Genomic DNA, 20,918 nt, shown 5'->3' on the forward strand with positions numbered 1-20,918 from the left:
CGGGCTGGGGCGGCTGTCCGTACGGCGTCTGCTGCGGCGAATGCGGCGAAGTGCCGGTCACGGGTCCTCCTGCTGCGGGCGGCGTGCCTGACGGTGGGGGATCGGTCCAGCGAATCACGAGCGGGGGCATGACGCAGCAGGATGGGGCGGATTGCGCCGGGGCGGGGCGGGGCCGGGGCCGGGGCGGGCGCCGGGGAGCGCCCGTCCCGGGAGGCGCCCGCCCCACCACTCACCGCTGCGCTGCCGCCTCCGCCGCCTCGGCCAGCGCGCCCGCCGGATCGTCCGACGCCGGTCCGGCCGGTATCCATCGGCCGCCGTCCTTCCGGTACGGCCACCAGCGACCGTCCGGCCCGTAGCGCAGCTGGGCAGTGCCGTCGGCGACCGTCCAGCGGCTGCCTGCAGCCCGCAGCCGTGGCCGGTTCTCGTCGTCCGTCCAGGCGGCCGCGAGCCGGTCGGCCGCCCGCGCCAGCGCCTCCGGTTGCGGCGTCCACTCCTCCTCCAGGACCGCCAGCCCGGCCGGGCCACCCAGCTCCCAGGCCCGTACGGCCAGGGCCAGACCCCGCCCCTCGCGCCCGGAACCGGCGGCCAGGCGCGCCGATACGGCCGCGCCGGGACCGGCCGCCGCCAGCCGCACCGCATCCTGACCGGGCGTCAGCGCGGGCGGCGGCGGAGTGTCCGGATGCCAGGGGGAGAGCGCCTCCGCCAGCAGCCGCTGGGCGCGCGCCGCCGTGTCGGCGATCAGGAACTCCAGTGCGGCCGGGTCCACCCCGGGCGCGGGCGGGGTGCCGCCGCCGAGTACGGGCGCGGTACCCGGGGTCTCGACGGCCGGTGGCGGGGCGGGCAGCGGCGGCAGAATGTCGCGCGCCGCGTACGCCTCGGCGGCCGGAACACCCCTGTGGGACGGTACGGCCCGGTCGGACGGCGTCTCCGCAGCCTCCGGCGCCTCGGCCCGCGCCGCGCTGCGGTTCTGCACCTCCTCCAGCAGCTCCCGCTCGCCGCGACCGCGCAGCAGCAACAGGAGGAACGGGTCCTGGTCGAGCAGCCGCGCCACCTGATAGCACAGCGCAGCCGTATGCGCGCAGTGGTCCCAGGCCCCGCAACTGCATGCGGAATCCAAGTCCCCGATGCCCGGCAGCAGTTCGATCCCGCAGGCGGCCGCGTCCTCCACCAGGACCGGCGGCATGTCGTGGTCCAGCAGCGCCGCGATATGCCCCGCCCGGTCCGCGACCAGGTCCAGGAGGCGGTCCCACTCCGCCGCGCTGAACTGCTGGAGCAGCACGTCGGAGCGGTGCCGGGTGTGGTCGCGGTCCTGGACGACCGCGGTGATCCGGCCGGGGCGCACCGAGACCGCGCCGACCGCGCCCGCGCGGGCGTGCCGCCGCCCGAGCTTGACCTGCTGACCGTCGAGCGCGGTGTCCTCCAGCGCCTTGAGCCATGCCTGCCCCCACCAGGTCCGCGCGAAGCCGCCGCCACGGGCCGGCGGCAGCGCGGCGAAGGTCCGCTCGGCCTCGGTGCCGGGCGCGTACGCTTCGTCGCTCCACTCCGCTTCCGAGCCGGCCGCGTACCCGTCCTCGAAGTCTCCGGTCATCGTCCGCTCCCTCGCAGCTCCACCAGTTCCGCCAGTTCCGCATCGCTCAGTTCGGTCAGCGCCGCCTCGCCGGCGCCCAGTACGGAGTCCGCCAGGTGCTGCTTCCGGGCGAGCATGTCGGCGATCCGGTCCTCGATCGTGCCTTCCGCGATCAGCCGGTGGACCTGCACCGGCTGGGTCTGGCCGATGCGGTACGCGCGGTCGGTGGCCTGCGCCTCGACGGCCGGGTTCCACCAGCGGTCGACGTGCACGACATGCCCGGCCCGGGTGAGGTTCAGCCCCGTACCGGCCGCCTTCAGCGACAGCAGGAACACCGGCACCTCACCGTCCTGGAAGCGGCGCACCATCTCCTCGCGGCGGGCCACCGGCGTCCCGCCGTGCAGGAACTGCGTGGGCACCCCGCGCGCCGCCAGATGGGTCTCCAGCAGCCGCGCCATCTGGACGTACTGCGTGAAGACCAGCACGCTCGCCTCCTCGGCGAGGAGGGTGTCCAGCAGTTCGTCGAGCAGTTCGACCTTTCCGGAACGCCCGGGAATGCGCGGTTCCGCCTCCTTCAGGAACTGCGCGGGGTGGTTGCAGATCTGCTTGAGCGCGGTGAGCAGCTTGACCACCAGCCCGCGCCGCGCCAACCCGTCCGTCCCGGCGACCTCTTGGAGCCCCTCGCGCACCACGGCTTCGTACAGCCCGGCCTGCTCCTCGGTCAGCGCCACCGCGCGGTCGGTCTCCGTCTTGGGCGGCAGCTCCGGCGCGATGCCCGGGTCGGACTTGCGACGGCGCAGCAGGAACGGCCGCACCAGCCGGGACAGTCGCTCGGCCGCCGCGGCGGCCTCCGGGGAGGCCGCCGCACCGCCCTCGATGACCTGGGCATAGCGCCTGCGGAACCGGCCCAGCGGCCCCAGCAGCCCCGGTGTCGTCCAGTCCAGGATCGCCCACAGCTCCGAGAGGTTGTTCTCCACCGGGGTGCCGGTCAGCGCCACCCGTGCCTTCGCCGGGAGCGTGCGCAGCGCCCTGGCGGTCGCGGAGAAGGGGTTCTTGATGTGCTGTGCCTCGTCGGCTTTTCCGCGCTGAAGACTGTTCGCATCGTCGCTGATCTGTGGTGATGCGTCGTGAACATGTGCGTGATGGCCACTTCAGAGGGCGTTGAGTTCAGACATTATTCGTCCCGTGCATGTGCGGGATGTGACGGAGGTGAACTCTGTGAGACCCGTCCCAAGCCCACCCATTCGGAGTACGACCCAGGGGCTGAAGGACGACAGCGTCGGAGCGCGTCGTGGACGCTGCGCCGTCGGCATGTGGCCCCTGTGGCTGCGGCTTCCACCGAGTGGCAGCTCAGAGACATTGGGGCGCACACTGGAAACATAGTCGGCGTTGCCGCAATGGCCCTCGGCGTCTCGGTGGGAGGAAGCGGTGGCAGTCCTCCTGCTCGGATAACAGACGGCAGCAAATAACACGCCGTTCTGCGCCAAGGAACAGTGAGGAGATCATGAACCCCACTTGCATCGCGTGCGCTCAACCCACCAACACCGTTCTCTACTTCAAGGGCAACGGTCAATGGTTGGTGGCTTGTCTAATGCGATTTGACATCCACCCCGATCAGGCCACAGTGATGATCAGCAAGTTTCTCGAATGTGACCCAGACGCGGTGTTCGACTACGCGGAGCATGAGGATCTGTCCCTATTCTGCTGCGGCAACTGTGCGAAAAAGGCTAAATTCCCATCTCCCGTGCCTCCTGGTATGCCCGGTCATGTATTCGCTCAGAAAACCTCGGGATGACCAACCCCACCAACGACGAGTACCGCTTGGAGCATCCAATCCGTTCTGCGGGGCGAGTCCTCGGCCAGCCAGTCGTCGAGGTCAGTGAAGTCGTCGAAGCAGTCGGTGGGGCAGTCCAGCCTGCAGACGATCACTGATCGGCCTGTCCTTCACGGGCTCGGAGGAGCTCGGCCTCGAGGTCGGCGATGCGCTTGTCGAGGAAGCGGTTGTTGTCCCGTGCGCCCTTGAGGCGGTCTTCAAGAGCTCGGTTGTCCTGCTTCTGCTGCCTCAACTGGACCTTCAGCGTGGTGTTTTCGCTGACCAATCTCTGGACCGCGTCAGCGGGGAGATTGACTTCGAGGTCGCGGACGCGGCCGAGCAACGTGGCCAGCTGGCGACGCTGCGAGCGGATCTCGTCACCAGCGGCCTTGAGGAGCTCTTCTGCGTTGAGGGCGCGCTCTCGCCAAGAAGCCTCAAGTTGGGCAGCCTTGGCTGACTCATCTTTGGTGAACTGGCCGGCGGCCTCTGCGGCGGCGCCCTCGACGAGTCGGCGGGCCTCGTCGTTTTGATAGAGGAACGTGCGGGACACGTCAGCTCGCCGCGCGACGGCGGCGAAGGTGATCTTCGCGCGTTCGCGCCGCATCTGCGTGAGCACTTGGCGGACCCGGCCGTTCATGAGGTCGGCGGTCCGGCGGCGGGCGGCGATCGCCGCAGCAGTCTGGTCGGGTCCCGTGGTCATGACGCTCCGGAGAGCTCAGGCTCGTCGGAAAGCTCGGGTTCGTCGGCGAGTCTGGCCAGGTCAGCGGCGCGGAAGGCGGTGCTCCAGACACGCTCGAAATAGTCCTGGGGACGCCGGAGGTCGAGCGAGAGTGCCTCCTCGAGTAGCCCCATGCCAGCGAGCGCTCGCTCTAGGCCGTCGATCGCGCGGGCGGTCGGCTCGAAGACCTTGTGAAGATAGTCCGCGGTGGTGTCGTCGGGGGCCCGCTCCGCGATGGACCGCCACTGCTGCTGCTGCTGCTTGCGGCGCCAGTAGACCAGGTCGGCCCCGGAAAGGACGAACTTGTCGCAGTTCTCGCAGTCCAGATTCCAGGGGCAGACGCCGCCGTCAACGACGGGTTGGTAGGTGCAGAAGCCGCCTTCCGCGGGGGTGCTGCGGCGGCTGAGATCGAGCGCCAGCGCCATGGCTTCGTGCTGGGCGAGAGGCTGGTCCCCGGACAGCAGCTCACCTGGGGATGCCGAGCCTGGGCCCGCCACCCAGACCGCCTGGAGTACGTCTTCGAGGTCCGAGTTGGCGACCTTGGCGTAGTGCTCGGCCATGCGGTCGGAGACCTGGCCGAGGTAGCGACGAATGTGGGCGAGGGATGCGCCGTGGCGAAGGAGCTTGGTGGCCATGGTGTGCCGGGCCTGGTGGGCGACAACAGCACCGAGGTCAAGAACGTCAACCCAATCGGAGAAGCAAATCTGGAAGTGTCCGTAGGACAGCGACTTCCGGCGGTTGGCATTGCAGGCCGGAGAGGGGAACAGGGCCAGCTTGGGGCGCTCATCTCGGGTCGGCATGCGCCCGTGATGTTCTTCGAACCGCTTGAGCGTCTTTGTCCTTCTCTCCTCCAGCCTCGCGAAGAGGTATTCCGGGATCCGGACCGCGTCGTTGAAGTTCCCGACTTTGGTCTGGTCGTGCCAAAGCAACGGGAAGTTGCCGTAGCGCCCAATGCAGTCCAGCCGGAGTTTGACAACCTCGCTGCAGCGCCGACCGGTGAAGACGAGGGTCTCCCAGATGTCGCGCAGGCCCAAGTCCTGCGGATCAAACTGGACTGCGAACTGCTGGAGGTTCTGCTCGTCAGCCAGAGCCCGGGCAACGTCATCCGTGAACGGATTCCGGGAGATCTTGGGATCCTTTCCGCCGGTAGGCATGGCGGTGATGAAGAGCCGGGGCAGGCCGATGGCCTCCGACTGCCCGGACTCGAGGGCCCAGTAGACAATCTTGTGGAGGCCAGTGAAGGTAGACCGCCGCTGGTTGCTGGTCACGATCGTCGGCTTACCGGTGGCGGAGTGGAACAGCCCCAGAGAGGGGAGCCCTTCGCGCTCGCGGTGCAGTATGTCCGCCACGAATGCCTCGGTGTGCTTCTCCGTCAGTTGCTTCGGACTCTCGTCGGCCTGCGGAACTTCAGCAGCCAGGTAGGTGCCAAGCTGGACGACCGAGCGGCGGGCCGCGTCGAAAGGGCCTCGGCTGCGCGGGCACTTCGGCGATCTGAGCTGGGCGGCCAAGTATTCCCAGAGCAGGTCACGCAGCCACCGCTGTGGGATGGGCGTGAGGTCCATGTAGCTGGACGCGTGATCGAGGCGGCGTCCGAAGTGAACCGTCTCGATGAATCCCGCCTCTTTCGTGTCCTCCTGGGTGAAGTAGATCTTCCGGAGGCTTTCTCGAATCCCCCGGATGATCACTCGTTGGTATGGGGGAAGGCCAGCCACCTTCGGGTGCTCCAAGTCGGCGAATGATTTGATGCCGAGATTCATGCAGGCCCGGGCAGTGCGCTGGACGGACCCGAGGGACCAGCGGCTGGGTTGGGCCTGCTGGTAGTGGTCGAACAGGCCCCACTTCAGTTCAGCGGCGGCCAGCTTGGGCAGCCCTTCCAGGCAGATTTGGCCGGTGACACGGACCGACCGTGCCGTCTCGCACCACCGCTGGAACTCGCTCTCGTCGTCGAACCGAACGATGGGCGGCTGACCGGTGCACTCATAATCGGCTGCCCAGCGCTTAGAGAGGCGGGCTCCGCCAGGCCGGTCGTTCTCGACGTAGCGGCCGCGGTGGCCGTAGCAAAGTCTCAACGGCGAAGACGCAGGCTCGTCGCAGATCACGACGGCGCAGGGCCCGTAACTCGCCCCGGGATGCTGGGTGCTGCACCAGTCCTTCAACGGAGGCATGTCCGCGTCCACCCACTTGGAGTAGTGCGACCCGCAAAGGGGCGGCTCCTGCTTGAGAGTGCCGCGTTCGGGGCAGATCAGACACCGCTGCCGACGCCGCCCCATTGCGACCGGCATCGGGGACGCCTCCCGGAGGAACTGCGGCTTTCCGACGCCCGCGGCCTTGGCCTGCTTCCACTCAAGGTGGTGCCGCTGGCAGAAGAGACCGCATTCGCCCCGCACGCGTTCGCACTGGGCGACCTGGCACCCCCAGCCGAGGTGGGGATGGTCCCGGGGGATCTGTAGGACGTCGCCCCGCAGCACGGGATCGAAGTTTGGTGCGCTGATCAGCGCTTCCAGTAACTCGAGGCGATCCCGCCACTCGCGCGCGGGAACGTCGTGGCTGAGGAGTCTCAGACGCGGTTTGGCCTGCTTGCGGTGTTCCTTCCGAGAACGGCCCCGGGCGCTCGTCACAGGTCCCACGTCCTCTCCAACGCGGCGACAAACACCGGATCATGGATGTCGACGTGACCGTAGACCTCATCGACCATGGCTGCCGACCTCCAGCCGCCAGCCTCCTTGGCGATCACCGAGTTGCCCTTGGCCGCATCCAGCACTTCGGATGTGAAGGAGTGCCGGAACTCCTTCGGCAGCACCTCGTCGAGGTCTAGGCGGACGCCTGCGCGCTTCAACATGCCGCGGGCTGCCGCGGTAGCGAGTGGTTCGCCAGCCCGCGGGCCCTGGAGCTGGACCAGCAGCATGCCGTGACGGGCCTGGCTCGGATACTCGGTAGTCATGTAGTCGAAGTAGGTGTGGGTCATGCCGGGGCTGACACGGCGGACGGTCCCACCGCGCACGATGCCGTTCTTCAGCTCCCAGGTGTCTTTGACCTTGACACGAGTGCGGTTCGCGTTCGCTTCACGATGGCAGATGTGGACGTGGGGCTCCCTGCACTCACCGCAGTCGGCGTTCTTGCGAAGGTGCAGGTCCACCAGGTGAAGCCCGCAGAGCTCGCCGATTCGGAAGCCCCCGTCACTCAACCAGCTGACGATCATCCGGTCGCGTGCCCAACGCAGTGTCCCCGGCAGGCCCTGCTTCGCGCCCTCTGGGAGCATCTTGGGGTGGCGGCGGCGCACCTTCTTGGTCGGCGAGAGCGGATTGGCCGGCACCGACTGCAGGGTGTGCCCCAGGAAGGCCCGCCGTCGGTCAGCCGTGGTCGGGAGCCGTTTCTGGTCCAGCGCTTCCCCAAGCTCCGTGCTCACCCCGCGCTTCGCGAGGAATGCGTAGAAGCCCTTCAGACAGGCTGCCGCGACCTCCAGCGTGCTCTGGCCGTACGGCTCCTTGTCCATGCGCCATGGCTGCCCGAACGGGCCCGAATACTCCGCCCCGACCGCACCCATGTACCGCTCAAGATCAGGGAACGTGGCGGTCGGAAAGTCGAGGCATTCCATGACCAGCCACCGAAGGTGATCGACCAGCAAGTAGGCGTAGGTGCGGCTGGTACCGGCGGTCAGTGACCTGAGATAGCCATCTGGAGCCTCATGGACCTCTCCGCCCGGCTGCAGGATGGTGTACTCGACCCGACCATCACCCCGGACCACCTCCTGCACACGGATGTCCCCGACGATCAACCCCTTCAGCATCCGGGCCCCCTTCGCTCACGTGCCGCACATCAACTTCCAGGGCGGTTAACGCAGTAGGAGACCCTCAGATACGGGTGCTCACGCACATTCCACACACATGGATTGCTGGTTGATTAAGTCGGCGACGACCAGCCCCCAGCCCGCCGCCGCCAGGCGCGCGGCATCGCGCCGCATCGTGCCGTAGGTGGTCAGCACGAACTCGTTCTCGGCCAGGTCGGCCAGGCTGCGCAGCCCGGCGTGGTAGCGGCGTACGGGGGTGCCCGGGGCGAACGTCTCGATTTCCCGTTGCCAGTTGCCCATGAGGGAGGTGGGGCAGACGACGAGCGTAGGGCCCGTCGAGGAGGGATGGGTCTGCCGGTGGAGATGGAGCGAGATGAGCGTGATGGTCTTGCCGAGCCCCATATCGTCGGCGAGGGTGCAGCCCAGTCCCAGCGAGGTCATCCGGTGCAGCCAGGAAAGCCCGCGCAACTGGTAGTCGCGCAGCGTCGCGGCGAGCGCCGCGGGCTGCCGAACCGCCGTGGCGCCCGGGCGCTCCGGGTCGGCGAGCCGGTCGCGCAGCTCGGCCAGCCACCCGGAGGCCGCGACGGCCACGCGTTCGCCGCCCTCGTCCTCGGCGGTTCCGGTGAGCGCGGCGCCGAGCGCGTCCAGCGGCGTGATCTTACGGTCCCGGCGGTCGCGGGCGGCCCGCACCGCCTCCGGGTCGAGCAGCACCCACTGGTCGCGCAGCCGCACCAGCGGACGGCCCGCCTCGGCGAGCCGCTCCAGCTCCGCCCGGTCGATCTCCTGGTCGCCGACCGCGAACCGCCAGCTGAACGAGAGCAGCGCCTCGGCGGACAGCAGCGAGGGCGGCCCGGACGCGGTCCCGTCCGAGGAGCCGAGCGGTCCCACCACCGCCCGTCCGGTGACCTTGCGGGTCAGCTGCCGGGGCCAGTGCACCTCCACTCCGGCGGCGGCCAGGGCGCGTCCGGCGGAGCCGAGCAACTCGGCGATCTCCTCGTCGGCCAGCGGCAGCGCGTCCGGCACGGCCGCGGACAGCAGCGGGGTGAGCGGCGGCCAGACGGCGGCCGCCCGGCGGAGTGCGAGCAGGGTGTCCATCCTGGCCCGCGGCCCGAACGCCCGCCCCGCCGTGGAGGCCCCGGCCCACACCTCGGCGGCATCGGCGACCAGCGCCGGATCGGTGGGGCTGTGCACCTGGAGGACGGCGGTGAAGCGTGCCCCGTCGGCGATCCCCTCGGCCGCATCCGCCGCGTCCATCCCCTGCACCTCCACCCGCAGCGAGATCCGTACGCCCGCGTCATGACCGGCAGCGACGTCCGCGGCCCAGGCGCGCTGCCCGGGGAGGCGCTGCGGGGCCTGGGCCGCGAAGGCCGGGCCCTCGGTGGCCAGCGCCGCGGCGGGAGTACGGGGCAGCCCGTCGGCGACCGCGTCCAGGAAGGCCCGCAGATGGCGCTCCGGCTTCGGGAGTTCGAGCGGGTCGGTGTCCGGGAGGGGCGTGGCATGGGCGTACGGCGGCATGGCGGCGGCCAGGTCGCGCAGCCGCGCGAGGTCGGTCGCGTCCAGCGGGCCCAACCGCCAGGCGTCGTGGTCGTCGGCGGTCAGGCCGGGCAGCAGCCGCCCGCGCGCGGCCAGCTGGAGCGCCAGGACGCACGCCGCGCCCCAGAAGGCGGCCGCCGGATGGGCGCCGCGGGAGGCACGGGCGCGGGTGAGGACCGGGACCGCGGCGGCCACCGGAAGGATCACGGCCGGGACGGCGGACACGGCCACGACGTCGTCCTCGTCCGGCAGGGCGACGGCGACCTCACCCTCGGGCCCGGCGGCCCCGACGGGTTCGCCGTCGGGCCGCCAGAACGCGATCCGTCCGGCACGGGGCGGGTCCGATGGCAGGAAGACCGCCGCACACCGGGTGAGCGCGGCGAGCTGAGCGGGTGGGGCATCGGGAGGAAAAGCCACTGGGTACGGACTCCTCAAGTTTGACTACTGACGCCTGGAGCGCCCGAGGGTACAGGACCGACCGGCAGAGGGCCGTATGACGTCCGAAGGGACCTCCCGAGGGAACCTGCGGCGCGCATTCGGCGTTCAATGGAATACACGGAGTGCGGCGTGCGCCGCGGAAGGGGCGTGAAGGATGTCCACACAGGCGAAGGTCGCGGTCGGCGGCATCGCGGTGGGAGTGATCCTGCTGTGGCTGCTGCCCTTCTGGGCGGCCCTCTTGGTGATGATCGGGGTGCCGGCCGTCGCCTATCTGACGCTCGACCCCTCCCAGCGGCGCCGGCTGCGCCGCGTCAGCCGCAAGGAGATAGGGCGCTGAGGGCCGGGCCGCCCGGGGCCCGGCGAGAGCCCGCGGGGCCCGGTGACGGTTGCCGTCCCGGCCCCGCTTCGGCCTGTCTGCCCGCCTGGGGACTGCCCTAGGGACTGTCCGATGGGTCAGGGTCGGACAGGCCCTAGACCGGGCGCTCCGCAAGCTTGTCCAACGACGACAGCAGCCCCGGCAGTTCGGGCCCGCGGCCCACAGGGTGCACCTCGCCGGGCTCCTCGTCCAGCAGCACGAACGCGATGTCGTCCGTGCGGGCCACCATGCTCCACCCGGGCCCGTCGACCCGCAGCGTGCGCGCCTCGCCCGCGGCGAACGACGACCGCACCCGGCCGGGCGGCGGCGGCTCGGTCAGATAGCCGCGCGCCTCCTTCAGCACCCGTCGCACGCCCAGGTGCGTGCTGTCGTCCTCGCTCTCGCCGTCACCCGGCTCGGCAAAGGCCGCCTCGTCGTCGACCTGCTCGCGCCACGCCGCCCACTGAAGGGCGATCTCGTCCGCGCCCAGGCGCCGTTGGGCGGGCCCCCACTCCTCGGCGTCCGGCGGGCTCAGCGGGGCCGGATCCCCGTCCTGCGGTTTCGGATCGTGCGGCTCGGGCACCCCGGGCGCCGAGACGGCGAGGGCCAGCGGCCAGCCCGGCAGCGCCCCGACGATGCTGCCCTCCCCGGGCGAGAGGTCGTACTCCATTCCGCAGTCCCAGGCGGCGATCGCGCACGCCACCAGGGTCGCGTCCTCGGTCACCACCGTCCAGCGCGCGCCGCTGCCGTCCTGCCCGAGGACCAGCCCGTACCCCTCGGCATACGGTTCGAGCCCGAGGAAGGCACACACCTCGGGGTAGTCGTCACCGAGCACGCTCGGAAACTGCGCGGGCGTCAGCATCACCGCCGTCAGCACAAACAGCTGATCGCTGTCGCTGTCGGCGCTCTCGGTCGTGGCCACGCGGCGCCTCCCTGTCGGATCCCTCCGGAACATCCCCGTCCGGAATACGTCGGCGCACCTTAATTCGCCGGGGACGGCCTTGTCACCCGCCGTACGCTGCACACATGTGATTCTCCAACCGGTCAGAAGCCGCGCCGTGCTCGTAAAGTTGGTGCGTCAACGGGCGAAAGGACGGATACCAGGTGCAGCGATACGACTGGTTGAAGCAGATCCGACGGCTCGATCCGGAACGCGACTTTCTGCGGATCTACCGGATCACCGCCGCCCACGAATTCCCCTGGGACATCACCAGGGCCCTGGAATTAGCGCTCTACCGCACCTATGCCGTTCCCCGCATCGGCCGGCTCCTCGCCGAGACGGCGGAACTGACCCGCCGTACGCAAAAGCGCTACGACGACACCGCCCTCCTCCTGGACGCCGTCCTGGAGCACGGCTTCGACGGAGCGGACGGGCGCACCGCGATCCGTCGGATGAACCAGATGCACCGCAGCTACGACATCGGCAACGACGACATGCGGTACGTCCTGTCCACGTTCGTGGTGGTGCCCCAGCGCTGGATCGACCAGTACGGCTGGCGCCGGCTCAGCGAGCACGAAAAACGCGCCATAGCGGCCTATTACCGCACACTCGGCCGCCATATGGGCATCACCGAAATCCCGCAGACCTTCGAGGACTTCGAACGCTTCCTGGACGCCTACGAAGCCGCCCATTTCGGCTGGGACGAGGGCGCCCGGAAGGTCTCGGACGCCACCTTGGACCTGATGGCGGGCTGGTACGGCCCGCTCGCCCCCCTGGTGCGCGGCGCGAGCATGGCCCTCCTGGACGACACGCTGCTGGACGCCTTCCGCTACGAGCACCCCCGCCCGGCCGTTCGCACGGCCGTCCGCGGCGCGCTCAAGCTGCGCGCCAAGGCCGTACGGCTGCTGCCGCCGCGCCGCCGCCCGCACTACGCCCGCCAGAACCCGGAGATCAAGGGCTACCCCAACGGGTTCCGGGTCGCCGAACTGGGCACCTTCCCCGCGCCCCGGGCGGGTGGCTGCCCGCTGCCGCATGCCGACGGGCCCGCTCCCCGGTAGCCGGTGGTGGCCCGGCGCCCCGGTGGTGGCCCGGTGCCTCGGTGGCTCACCCCCGGCGGACCGCCAGCGCCAGATAGCGCGCGTCCTCGTCCACGTAGCGGACCAGGTCCCAGCCGCTGCCGGCCAGGAGGGGCCGCAGATTCGGCTCCGCCCGCAGATCGCCGGGGGTGAGCGGGCGGCCCTTGCGCGCGGCGAGGGCCGCCCGGCCGATGGGGTGGAAGAGCGCCAGGCGGCCACCGGGGCGGACGACCCTGGCCAGTTCGGCGAGACCGCCCGCCGAGTCCGCGAGATGCGAGACGAGCCCGGCGGCGAAGACGGCGTCCAGCGCGCCGTCGGGCAGCGGAAGCCGGGTGGCATCGGCGAGCAGCAGCGCCGCGTAGCGGTCCCGTCCGGCCCGTACGGCCTCGCGCAGCATCTCCGGGGTGAGATCGGCCGCCAGGACCGTCCCGCGCGGCCCCACGGCCGCCCGCAGCGCCTCGAGGGCGCGGCCCGTACCGCAGCCGGCATCCAGGACCTTGTCGCCTTCCTGGAGGCCGAGTTCGGCGACACCGGCGGCGAAGGCGGGGCCGTCGCCCGGGAACTTGCTGTCCCAGTCGGCCGCGCGCGGCCCGAAGAAGGCGCGGACGTCGTGCGGATCGTCGGCGTGGTGGTCGGTCATCGGTCTCCTCCGGGGGCGGCACGGGCGGGGTCGGGCACGGATGCGCCGCGGTCGGCCAGCGCGGCGGTCGCGGCATACAGGATGCCCGCGAGGACCAGGGCCACCACGACGCCGAGGTTCATGGCGCCCAGCGTGCCGTGTGCGGCGCGTTCGGTGAGCAAAAAGCCCACGGCCCGGGCGATGTTGGGGTCGGCGGAGGTGATCAGCCCCAGTCCGACGGCGGTCGCGACGGCGAGCGAGAGCACCGCCGGCCATCCCACCGCCTGTACGGCCCCCGGGGCGGGACCGGCCCGGCGGCGCCACTGTTCCACCAGGAAGACCGCCGTCCAGGCGGCCATCGCCACCCCGATGACGGACAGGAACGCCTGGAACGTGGCGAAGAAACTGGGCGAGACGAAGAGCACGTACCAGCCGCCCGCGGCCATCAGCACACCGTCCACCAGAACGGCCGTATGCCGCCGCAGCGGGATGCCCAGCGCCAGCATCGACATGCCAGAGCTGTAGATGTCCATGATCGCCCCGGAGGCGAAGCCCCCGATGGCGGTGAGCAGATACGGCACCAGGAACCAGGTCGGCAGTCGGGTGGCGAGGGCGCCCACGGGGTCGGCGGCCGCGGCCTTCGCCAGCGCCGGGTCGCCGGCGTTCAGCAGCACCCCGAAGACCAGCAGGACCACCGGGGCCAGCACCCCGCCGAAGGTCGTCCAGGCGGTGATGGCCCGGCCGCTGCTCGCCTTCGGCAGATAACGGCTGTAATCGGCCGCGCAGTTGACCCAGCCCAGCCCCAGCAGCGTCATCGCGAAGACGACGCCCCCGATGCACGTACCGAGATCCCCCGGCCGGCCGGCGCCCAGCGCGGAGAGATCGATGCGGTCGGCCATCAGCACCATGTACACCACGGTCATCAGGGTGATCGCCGCCGTCAGATACTTCTGCACCTTCATGATCAGGGCATGCCCGAAGATCCCCACGACCACCACCGCCACCGCCGTCACACCGAAGCACAGCGCCTGCGCCCCCGTGGTGGGCGTCGTCCCGTCGGCCCGCGCGAAGGCACCGGGCGAGAGCCTGGCCAAGATGGCGGCGCCGCCCAGAGAGGAGAGCGCGACCAGTACGGTCTCCCAGCCGACGTTGCACACATAACTGAACAGCGTGGGCAGCCTGTTGCCCTGGTGGCCGAAGGAGGACCAGCCGATGGCCATGGTGGGCGCGCCCGTCCGCGCCCCGGCTATGGAGACCAGCCCGACCAGGACGAACGACAGCACATAGCCGACCGCCCCGGTGGCGACCGCCTGCCACGGGCTGAGCCCGAGGCCCATGAGATAGCTCCCGTAGGCGATGCACAGCAGCGACAGCCCCGACGCCGCCCAGGGCCAGAACAGCGTCCGGGGCGTGCCGTGGCGTTCGGAGGCGGGGACCGGTTCGATGCCGTGCCGCTCGACGGTACGTGCCGAGGCGGGCGCACCGGCATGCAGCGCGCCCGGCTCCCGTTCCTGCTGCTGCGTCATGCGCTCATGATCCCCCACGACGGGAGCCGGCCGCAGGGCATATATCCCGCGGAGAATGCACCACCGGGAGCGCCGGAAGGAGAACCCACGCGGTTTTGTTGAAAGGGAAGGTAACCGCCATCGGTCGGAGGTACGGTCCTCGCTACGGATTTCCGGACGGCGCCGTGGCCGCCGGGGGCTCCCGTTGCCGAGCCCTGCATCCGTACACCCCGTGACGCGTGCTGCCCGCATCCTGGAGGAGACGTCCCATGAACGCTGCACAAGGGGCCCGGGAGGACGCACGGCCGGGCCCCGACTCCCCCCTGGGCCTGAAGATCGTGGTCGCGGGCGGCTTCGGAGCGGGCAAGACGACCCTGGTGGGAGCGGTCAGCGAGAGCCGCCCGCTGCGCACCGAGGAACGGCTCAGCCAAGCCGGCGAGTCTCTGGACGTCACCGGGGGCGTGGCCGACAAGAGCACCACCACGGTGGCCATGGACTTCGGCCGCATCGCCATCCGACAGGGCCTGTCCCTCTACCTCTTCGGCACCCCCGGCCAGGACCGCTTCTGGTTCCTGTGGGACGACCTGTCGGACGGCGCACTGGGCGCCGTGGTGCTCGCCGACACCCGCCGTCTGGCGGACTGCTTCCCGGCGGTGGACTACTTCGAGCGCCGCGCCCTCCCGTTCCTGGTCGCCGTCAACTGCTTTGCGCAGGAGCGGTCCTACGGCGCCGACGAGGTGGCCCGCGCTCTCGACCTGGACCGTGGCACGCCGGTGGTCCTGTGCGACGCACGGGACCGCGACTCGGGAAAGGAAGTGCTGATTCGCCTGGTCGAGCACGCCGGGCGGCGGCACACCGCCCGGCGGGTGCGCCCGGCCGGCTAGCGAGCCGCCCGCCCGCCGCCCAGGTCAGTCCGCCAGGTCCGCGACGGCCACCGCCTTGTCGATCCGCACCCGTACGAGCAGTTCGCCCGGTACGCCGTTGCGGGCTCCGTACTCCTCCGCGCGGTCCTCGCCCATGTAACGGGCCGCGATCCGCGACGCCCAGCGCCGCACCTCGGCGAGATCCTCACTGAGCTCCGCCGTGCCGTGCACCACCACGAAGGAGAACGGCGGCCGCTCGTCGTCCACGCACAGCGCGACTCTGCCGTCCCGGGCCAGATTCCGGCCCTTGACCGTCTCCTTCCCGGTGTTGAACACCAGCTCATCGCCGTTCATGAGGAACCACACCGGCGCAAGGTGTGGGCTGCCGTCGGCCCGTACGGTCGCCAGTTTGCCGGTCCGGGTGCCTTCGGAAAGGAACGTGTGCCACTGATCCCTGGTCATCTTCTGTGCCATGCCGCCATCCTCCCGCCGCGACGTGGGGGGACCGGGACGGGCACGCCGCACTGCCGACCCGCTTGCCCAGACGGCGGACGTGGGACAGGCTGGCACGGCAGTCGCGCACCGACTGCGCACTGCCGTCCGGTCAAGGAAGCGGACGGGGATACGGGGAGGAAGCGGCATGGCACTGAGCAGCGGACTGGACTGGCTGCTGGACGACTTGACCAAACGGGTGGAGAAAGTACGGCACGCGATGGTGCTCTCCAACGACGGACTGGTGACCGGAGCCAGTCAGGCACTGGAAAAGGCGGACGCCGAACATCTGGCGGCGGTCGCCTCCGGACTGCACAGCCTGGCCAAGGGCTCGGGGCTGCACTTCCGGGCCGGACGGGTGCGCCAGACGATGGTCGAGTTCGACGACGGGATGCTGTTCGTGACGGCGGCGGGGGACGGCAGCTGCCTGTGCGTCCTGGCCGGGGCCGACGCCGACATGGGACAGATCGCCTATGAGATGACGCTGTTGGTCAATCGCGTGGGCGAGCATCTGGGCGTCGCGGTGCGCCAGCCGGAGAGTTATCCACAGGCTTGAGGCGACGGTTGACCCGCTGTCACAGCCTGCAGCTACAGTCGTGACTGTCAGTGATTGACGCGTCGGCGGCATCGACGTCATCGGCGCAAGCGACTGTGTTGCGGGGGGAATCGACATGACAGTGATGTGTGACGGGCAGCAGACCTTCGCCGTGGGGCGAGCCGCCCAGGAACTCCAGCTGAGGAGCGGCGAGTTCGAGCTCGCCACCCAGCTCGGGGAGGTACGCACGGTCCCGGCCGGGACAGAAGACCGGCCGGGGGCCGCGGGACCGCTCGGGCGGCGCCGCGTCGCCGCCGGGGAGATCGCCCGGCTCCAGGCCCAGCCCGGCTTCCCGGACGCGCTGCGCGAGCGCATCCGTACGGTCGGGACGAACGAGGGCGCCGAGCTGATGCGCATCGGCCCCGGGCGGTTTCTGCGGCTGACCCGGGCCGGCTGCTTCGGCCCGGTCAGGTTCTATGTGAACCGCTACGGCGCGGTGGTCTGGCTCTATCTCGCCGCCGAGATCGCCGAATTCGCCGATCGGGAGCCGCAGTTGCTGCACGGCACCTTTCCCGCCGCGATGCGGGTGACGCTCGACGGCGGACGCGACTGGCGCCCCCGGCAGTGGCGCGCGCGGCGGGTGGCGCAGCTGATGGGGCAGACGCACGACCCCTGGGAGTCGGCGGCGGTGATCGCCGCCGTACTCCCGCCGGAGGAACTGGCCTCGGTGGCCGCCGACCCAAAGGAGCGGTCACTGCTCCGCCGGCTCAGGCCGGTTCTGGCCTCGGTGATCACGGCGACCGCCGCCGCCCGGGAATCCTTCGAACGGGTTCTGATCGCAGAGGAGTTCGACGAGGTGATGTGGTACCGCGTCAATCTCTCCCGCGCCCTGGAAACCGCCCGCAAAGAAGACCCCGGACGGGTGCACCGACACCCGGCGCAGCCATCGGCGGTTCGCCGACCGTCCGCGCTCCGGCAGCCGTCTGCTGTCCGGCAGCCGTCCGAGGTCCGCAGGCCGCCTGCGGTCCGGCGGCCGTCCACGGTCCGGCCTCCTCAGCCGCCGAGTTTTCTGAACAGCCCCTCCTGGACGACCGAGACCAGCATTCTGCCCTCCCGGTCGTAGATCCGTCCCCGGGCCAGTCCCCGGCCGCCGGTGGCGATCGGTGACTCCTGGTCGTAGAGGAACCACTCGTCCGCGCGGAACGGACGGTGGAACCACATCGCATGGTCGAGCGAGGCCATGTCGAAGCCCCGAGGGCCCCACAGCGGTTCGATCGGGATGCGGACGGCGTCCAGCAGCGTCATATCGCTGGCGTAGGTGAGCGCGCAGGTGTGTACCAGTGGATCGTCACCCAACGGCCCCACCGCGCGCATCCACACCGCACTGCGCGGCTCCGCACCCTCGATCTCCTCCGGTGCCCAGCGCAGCCGGTCGACATACCGGATGTCGAACGGCTGACGGCGCGCCATGCGCTCCAGGGTCTCGGGCAGACCGCCCAGATGCTCGCGGACCTCGTCCGCGACGGTGGGCAGGTCCTCAGGGTCGGGCACCGCCCGGCGCATGGGCAACTGATGATCGAAGCCGGGTTCCGGCTGATGAAAGGAGGCGGTCAGATTGAAGATCGTGCGTCCCTGCTGGACGGCGACAACCCGGCGGGTGGTGAAGGACCGCCCGTCGCGGACCCGCTCGACCTGGTACACGATCGGCACCCCGGGACGGCCGGGCCGCAGAAAGTACGCGTGCAGCGAGTGGACCGGGCGGTCCCCCTCGGTGGTCCGCCCGGCCGCCACCAGCGCCTGGCCCGCGACCTGCCCGCCGAAGACCCGCTGGAGGCTCTCCTGCGGACTTCGGCCCCGGAAGATGTTCATCTCGATCTGCTCGAGATCGAGCAGATCCACCAGCTTCTCGGCGGGATTGGTCATGACCGGTGGCCCTCCGTCGCATCCCTCGACGACCTCGGTCGAGGCCGTCGCCCTACAGCTGACCCACGTCGGTGACGCGCACCACCGCGCGCCCCTCCTCGTCGGAGGCGGCCAGGTCCACCTCCGCGGAGATGCCCCAGTCGTGATCACCGTTCGGGTCGGCGAAAGTCTGCCGCACCTTCCACAGCCCGTGCGCCGTGTCCTCCTGAATCTGCAGCAGCCTGGGCCCGCGCGCATCCGGGCCGGTGCCCAGGTCGTCGTATTCGTCCCAGTAGGCATCCATCGCCTCGCCCCAGGCGTCGGCGTCCCAGCCCGAGTCGGCGTCCATCTCGCCGAGCTCCTCGACCTTGTCCAGTGCCGCCAGCTCCACCCGCCGGAACATCGCATTGCGTACCAGCACCCGGAAGGCGCGCACATTGGTGGTGACGGGCTTGACCTCGTCCGCGTGCTCCATGGCCTCCTCGGCCGTCTCCTCCTCCGGGTTGGCGAGCTTCTCCCACTCGTCCAGGAGGCTGGAGTCGACCTGCCGCACCATCTCGCCGAGCCAGGCGATGATGTCCTGGAAGTCCTCCGACTTCAGATCGTCGGGCACGGTGTGGTCCAGGGCCTTGTAGGCGCTCGCCAGGTAGCGCAGCACGATGCCCTCGGTGCGGGCCAGCTCGTAGAAGGAGACGAACTCGCTGAAGGTCATGGCGCGTTCGTACATATCGCGGATGACCGACTTCGGCGACAGCGGATGGTCGCCGACCCACGGGTGGCTCCTGCGGTAGAGGCCGTAGGCGTGCGAGAGCAGCTCGTCGAGCGGTTTGGGGTACTCGACGTCCATGAGGCGCTCCATGCGGTCCTCGTACTCGACGCCGTCGGCCTTCATCTGGGCGACCGCCTCGCCCCGGGCCTTGTTCTGCTGCGCCGCGAGGATCTGGCGCGGATCGTCCAGCGTGGACTCCACGACCGAGACCATGTCCAGCGCATACGACGGCGATTCGGGGTCGAGGAGATCGAAAGCGGCCAGTGCGAAGGTCGACAGCGGCTGATTGAGCGCGAAGTCCTGCTGGAGGTCGACGGTCAGCCGGACGATCCGGCCCTCCGCATCCGGCTCCGCCAGCCGTTCCACGATCCCGCCGTCCACCAGCGACCGGTAGATCGCGATGGCGCGGCGGATGTGCCGCAGCTGGCTGCGGCGCGGCTCGTGATTGTCCTCCAGCAGCCGCCGCATCGCCTCGAAGGCGTTGCCGGGCCGGGCGATGACGGACAGCAGCATGGCGTGGGTGACCCGGAAGCGGGAGGTGAGCGGCTCCGGCTCGGCGGCGATCAGCTTCTCGAAGGTGTTCTGACCCCAGTTGACGAAGCCCTCGGGAGCCTTCTTGCGGACCACCTTGCGGCGCTTCTTCGGATCGTCGCCGGCCTTGGCGAGCGCCTTCTCGTTCTCGACGACATGCTCGGGAGCCTGCGCCACAACGAAACCGGCGGTGTCGAATCCGGCCCGCCCGGCCCGCCCGGCGATCTGGTGGAACTCCCGGGCCCGCAGCGTGCGCACCCGGTTGCCGTCGTACTTCGTCAGCGCGGTGAACAGCACCGTACGGATCGGCACATTCACTCCGACACCGAGCGTGTCCGTACCGCAGATCACCTTCAGCAGCCCCGCCTGCGCGAGCTTCTCCACCAGCCGCCGGTATTTCGGGAGCATGCCGGCGTGATGCACGCCGATGCCATGGCGCACATACCGCGAGAGGTTCTGGCCGAACTTGGTGGTGAAGCGGAAATTGCCGATCAGCTTGGCGATCTCGTCCTTCTCGGCCCGCGTGCACATATTGATGCTCATCAGCGCCTGCGCCCGCTCCACGGCCGCGGCCTGGGTGAAGTGCACGATATAGACCGGTGCCTGCCGGGTCTCCAGCAGCTCGGTGAGCGTCTCGGTCAGCGGGGTGGTGCGGTACTCGTACGACAGCGGCACGGGCCGCGTCGCCGACCGCACGACCGAGGTGGGGCGGCCGGTGCGCCGGGTGAGGTCCTTCTCGAACATCGCGACATCGCCGAGCGTCGCCGACATCAGGACGAACTGCGCCTGCGGCAGCTCCAGCAGCGGGATCTGCCAGGCCCAACCGCGGTCCGCCTCGGCATAGAAGTGGAACTCGTCCATCACGACCTGGCCGATGTCGGCGTGCCGACCGTCGCGCAGCGCGATGGAGGCGAGCACCTCGGCGGTGCAGCAGATGACCGGCGCATCGGAGTTGACCGAGGCGTCCCCGGTCAGCATCCCGACGTTCTCGGTGCCGAACAGCTTGCACAGATCGAAGAACTTCTCCGACACCAGCGCCTTGATGGGCGCTGTGTAGAAGGTGACCTGGTCATTCGCGAGGGCGGTGAAGTGCGCACCGGCCGCCACCAGGCTCTTACCGGAGCCGGTGGGGGTGGACAGGACGACGTTCGCACCCGAGACCACTTCGATCAGCGCCTCCTCCTGGGCAGGGTAGAGCGCGATGCCCTGCTGCTCGGCCCAGCCCGAAAAGGCTTCGAAGAGGGCATCGGGGTCGGCGTCGTTCGGCAGATGATCGATGAGGGTCACGCCCCCATACTGCCTGGCCCGGGGCCGGATCAGGGAACCGGCCGCAGATATGGAGATCGTGTGACCGTCCGTGCGGTCTCGCGGGCGGGGTGCGCCGACGGGGGCGCGGGGCCGTGCGGGGGCGGTTACGTTGGAATTGCGGGGAAATCGGCGGATAGAGGAGTGAATTCCATGGGATTGCATATCAC

General features: G+C 70.2%; 15 protein-coding genes and 2 pseudogenes. 5 read left to right on the forward strand and 12 right to left on the reverse strand.

The genetic code is table 11. From position 1 onward, the window contains the following. Positions 1–229: 229 nt before the first annotated feature. From B1H19_RS35100 to B1H19_RS35125, 6 genes and pseudogenes are all read right to left on the reverse strand, one after another. The gene (locus B1H19_RS35100) at positions 230–1,588 is read right to left on the reverse strand and encodes an SWIM zinc finger family protein (RefSeq protein ID WP_237289683.1); all 1,359 of its coding nucleotides are present in this window, start codon (positions 1,586–1,588) and stop codon (positions 230–232) included. After that, positions 1,585–2,643 (reverse strand): annotated as a pseudogene (locus B1H19_RS35105) (DEAD/DEAH box helicase); the annotation flags it as partial. The gene B1H19_RS35100 and the pseudogene B1H19_RS35105, both read right to left, overlap by 4 nt. A gap of 849 nt (positions 2,644–3,492) precedes the next feature. Further along, positions 3,493–4,080: a DUF6262 family protein gene (locus B1H19_RS35110; RefSeq protein ID WP_083108912.1), complete on the reverse strand. Its 588-nt coding sequence runs from the start codon at positions 4,078–4,080 to the stop codon at positions 3,493–3,495. Next, positions 4,077–6,716: a tyrosine-type recombinase/integrase gene (locus tag B1H19_RS40155; RefSeq protein ID WP_237289684.1), complete on the reverse strand. Its 2,640-nt coding sequence runs from the start codon at positions 6,714–6,716 to the stop codon at positions 4,077–4,079. Before B1H19_RS40155 ends, B1H19_RS35110 begins: the two co-directional genes overlap by 4 nt. Further along, a complete protein-coding gene (locus B1H19_RS35120; RefSeq protein ID WP_083108913.1) occupies positions 6,713–7,885 on the reverse strand; it encodes a site-specific integrase in 1,173 nt (390 codons plus the stop codon). The genes B1H19_RS40155 and B1H19_RS35120 overlap by 4 nt, the downstream gene beginning before the upstream one ends. Before the next feature lie 117 nt (positions 7,886–8,002). After that, a pseudogene (locus B1H19_RS35125) lies at positions 8,003–9,835 on the reverse strand (SNF2 helicase-associated domain-containing protein); the annotation flags it as partial. A 175-nt stretch (positions 9,836–10,010) separates the two neighbouring features. Between B1H19_RS35125 and B1H19_RS35130 the strand changes: the two are divergent. After that, positions 10,011–10,193 carry a hypothetical protein gene (locus B1H19_RS35130; protein ID WP_083108915.1) on the forward strand — a complete coding sequence of 61 codons (183 nt, stop codon included), beginning with the start codon at positions 10,011–10,013 and terminating at the stop codon, positions 10,191–10,193. A 133-nt stretch (positions 10,194–10,326) separates the two neighbouring features. Here the strand turns inward: B1H19_RS35130 and B1H19_RS35135 are convergent, their stop codons facing one another. Next, a complete protein-coding gene (locus B1H19_RS35135) occupies positions 10,327–11,133 on the reverse strand; it encodes a hypothetical protein (RefSeq protein WP_083108916.1) in 807 nt (268 codons plus the stop codon). A gap of 182 nt (positions 11,134–11,315) precedes the next feature. Here B1H19_RS35135 and B1H19_RS35140 point away from each other — a divergent pair, with 182 nt between their 5' ends. Then, the gene (locus B1H19_RS35140) at positions 11,316–12,209 is read left to right on the forward strand and encodes an oxygenase MpaB family protein (protein WP_083108917.1); all 894 of its coding nucleotides are present in this window, start codon (positions 11,316–11,318) and stop codon (positions 12,207–12,209) included. Between the two features lie 46 nt (positions 12,210–12,255). Here B1H19_RS35140 and B1H19_RS35145 read toward each other — a convergent pair whose 3' ends face one another. Together B1H19_RS35145 and B1H19_RS35150 are read right to left on the reverse strand one after the other, a co-directional pair. After that, positions 12,256–12,867: a class I SAM-dependent methyltransferase gene (locus tag B1H19_RS35145; protein WP_083108918.1), complete on the reverse strand. Its 612-nt coding sequence runs from the start codon at positions 12,865–12,867 to the stop codon at positions 12,256–12,258. After that, positions 12,864–14,372, reverse strand: coding sequence for a purine-cytosine permease family protein (locus B1H19_RS35150; protein ID WP_083108919.1), 1,509 nt, complete (start codon positions 14,370–14,372; stop codon positions 12,864–12,866). Before B1H19_RS35150 ends, B1H19_RS35145 begins: the two co-directional genes overlap by 4 nt. Before the next feature lie 248 nt (positions 14,373–14,620). Here B1H19_RS35150 and B1H19_RS35155 point away from each other — a divergent pair, with 248 nt between their 5' ends. Beyond that, entirely contained in the window at positions 14,621–15,235 is a 615-nt protein-coding gene (locus B1H19_RS35155; RefSeq protein WP_083108920.1) for a GTP-binding protein, read from the forward strand. Positions 15,236–15,259: 24 nt separating this feature from the next. Here B1H19_RS35155 and B1H19_RS35160 read toward each other — a convergent pair whose 3' ends face one another. Further along, positions 15,260–15,688 (reverse strand): PPOX class F420-dependent oxidoreductase, encoded by a 429-nt coding sequence (locus B1H19_RS35160; protein WP_083108921.1) that lies wholly within the window; start codon positions 15,686–15,688, stop codon positions 15,260–15,262. 166 nt (positions 15,689–15,854) lie between these two features. Between B1H19_RS35160 and B1H19_RS35165 the strand changes: the two genes are divergently transcribed. Together B1H19_RS35165 and B1H19_RS35170 are read left to right on the forward strand one after the other, a co-directional pair. Then, positions 15,855–16,262, forward strand: coding sequence for a roadblock/LC7 domain-containing protein (locus B1H19_RS35165; protein ID WP_030071130.1), 408 nt, complete (start codon positions 15,855–15,857; stop codon positions 16,260–16,262). Between the two features lie 115 nt (positions 16,263–16,377). After that, the gene (locus B1H19_RS35170; RefSeq protein WP_272482243.1) at positions 16,378–17,364 is read left to right on the forward strand and encodes a DUF6397 family protein; all 987 of its coding nucleotides are present in this window, start codon (positions 16,378–16,380) and stop codon (positions 17,362–17,364) included. Here B1H19_RS35170 and B1H19_RS35175 read toward each other — a convergent pair. Together B1H19_RS35175 and B1H19_RS35180 are read right to left on the reverse strand one after the other, a co-directional pair. Next, entirely contained in the window at positions 17,295–18,164 is an 870-nt protein-coding gene (locus B1H19_RS35175; protein WP_083108923.1) for an acyl-CoA thioesterase, read from the reverse strand. The genes B1H19_RS35170 and B1H19_RS35175 overlap by 70 nt on opposite strands. 52 nt (positions 18,165–18,216) lie before the next feature. Beyond that, entirely contained in the window at positions 18,217–20,730 is a 2,514-nt protein-coding gene (locus B1H19_RS35180) for a DEAD/DEAH box helicase (RefSeq protein WP_083108924.1), read from the reverse strand. Positions 20,731–20,918 lie beyond the last annotated feature (188 nt).

It is taken from the genome of Streptomyces gilvosporeus (genome assembly GCF_002082195.1).
GTDB classification, from domain to species: Bacteria; Actinomycetota; Actinomycetes; order Streptomycetales; family Streptomycetaceae; genus Streptomyces; species Streptomyces gilvosporeus.

Bases quoted from the DNA above. Each gene is read 5' to 3' on its own strand.
- B1H19_RS35170 (WP_272482243.1), top strand. From the start codon at position 16,378: ATGACAGTGATGTGTGACGGGCAGCAGACCTTCGCCGTGGGGCGAGCC.
- B1H19_RS35120 (WP_083108913.1), bottom strand. From the start codon at position 7,885: ATGCTGAAGGGGTTGATCGTCGGGGACATCCGTGTGCAGGAGGTGGTC.
- B1H19_RS35150 (WP_083108919.1), bottom strand. From the start codon at position 14,372: ATGACGCAGCAGCAGGAACGGGAGCCGGGCGCGCTGCATGCCGGTGCG.
- B1H19_RS35155 (WP_083108920.1), top strand. From the start codon at position 14,621: ATGAACGCTGCACAAGGGGCCCGGGAGGACGCACGGCCGGGCCCCGAC.
- B1H19_RS35175 (WP_083108923.1), bottom strand. From the start codon at position 18,164: ATGACCAATCCCGCCGAGAAGCTGGTGGATCTGCTCGATCTCGAGCAG.
- B1H19_RS35165 (WP_030071130.1), top strand. From the start codon at position 15,855: ATGGCACTGAGCAGCGGACTGGACTGGCTGCTGGACGACTTGACCAAA.
- B1H19_RS35100 (WP_237289683.1), bottom strand. From the start codon at position 1,588: ATGACCGGAGACTTCGAGGACGGGTACGCGGCCGGCTCGGAAGCGGAG.
- B1H19_RS35160 (WP_083108921.1), bottom strand. From the start codon at position 15,688: ATGGCACAGAAGATGACCAGGGATCAGTGGCACACGTTCCTTTCCGAA.
- B1H19_RS35145 (WP_083108918.1), bottom strand. From the start codon at position 12,867: ATGACCGACCACCACGCCGACGATCCGCACGACGTCCGCGCCTTCTTC.
- B1H19_RS35110 (WP_083108912.1), bottom strand. From the start codon at position 4,080: ATGACCACGGGACCCGACCAGACTGCTGCGGCGATCGCCGCCCGCCGC.
- B1H19_RS35130 (WP_083108915.1), top strand. From the start codon at position 10,011: ATGTCCACACAGGCGAAGGTCGCGGTCGGCGGCATCGCGGTGGGAGTG.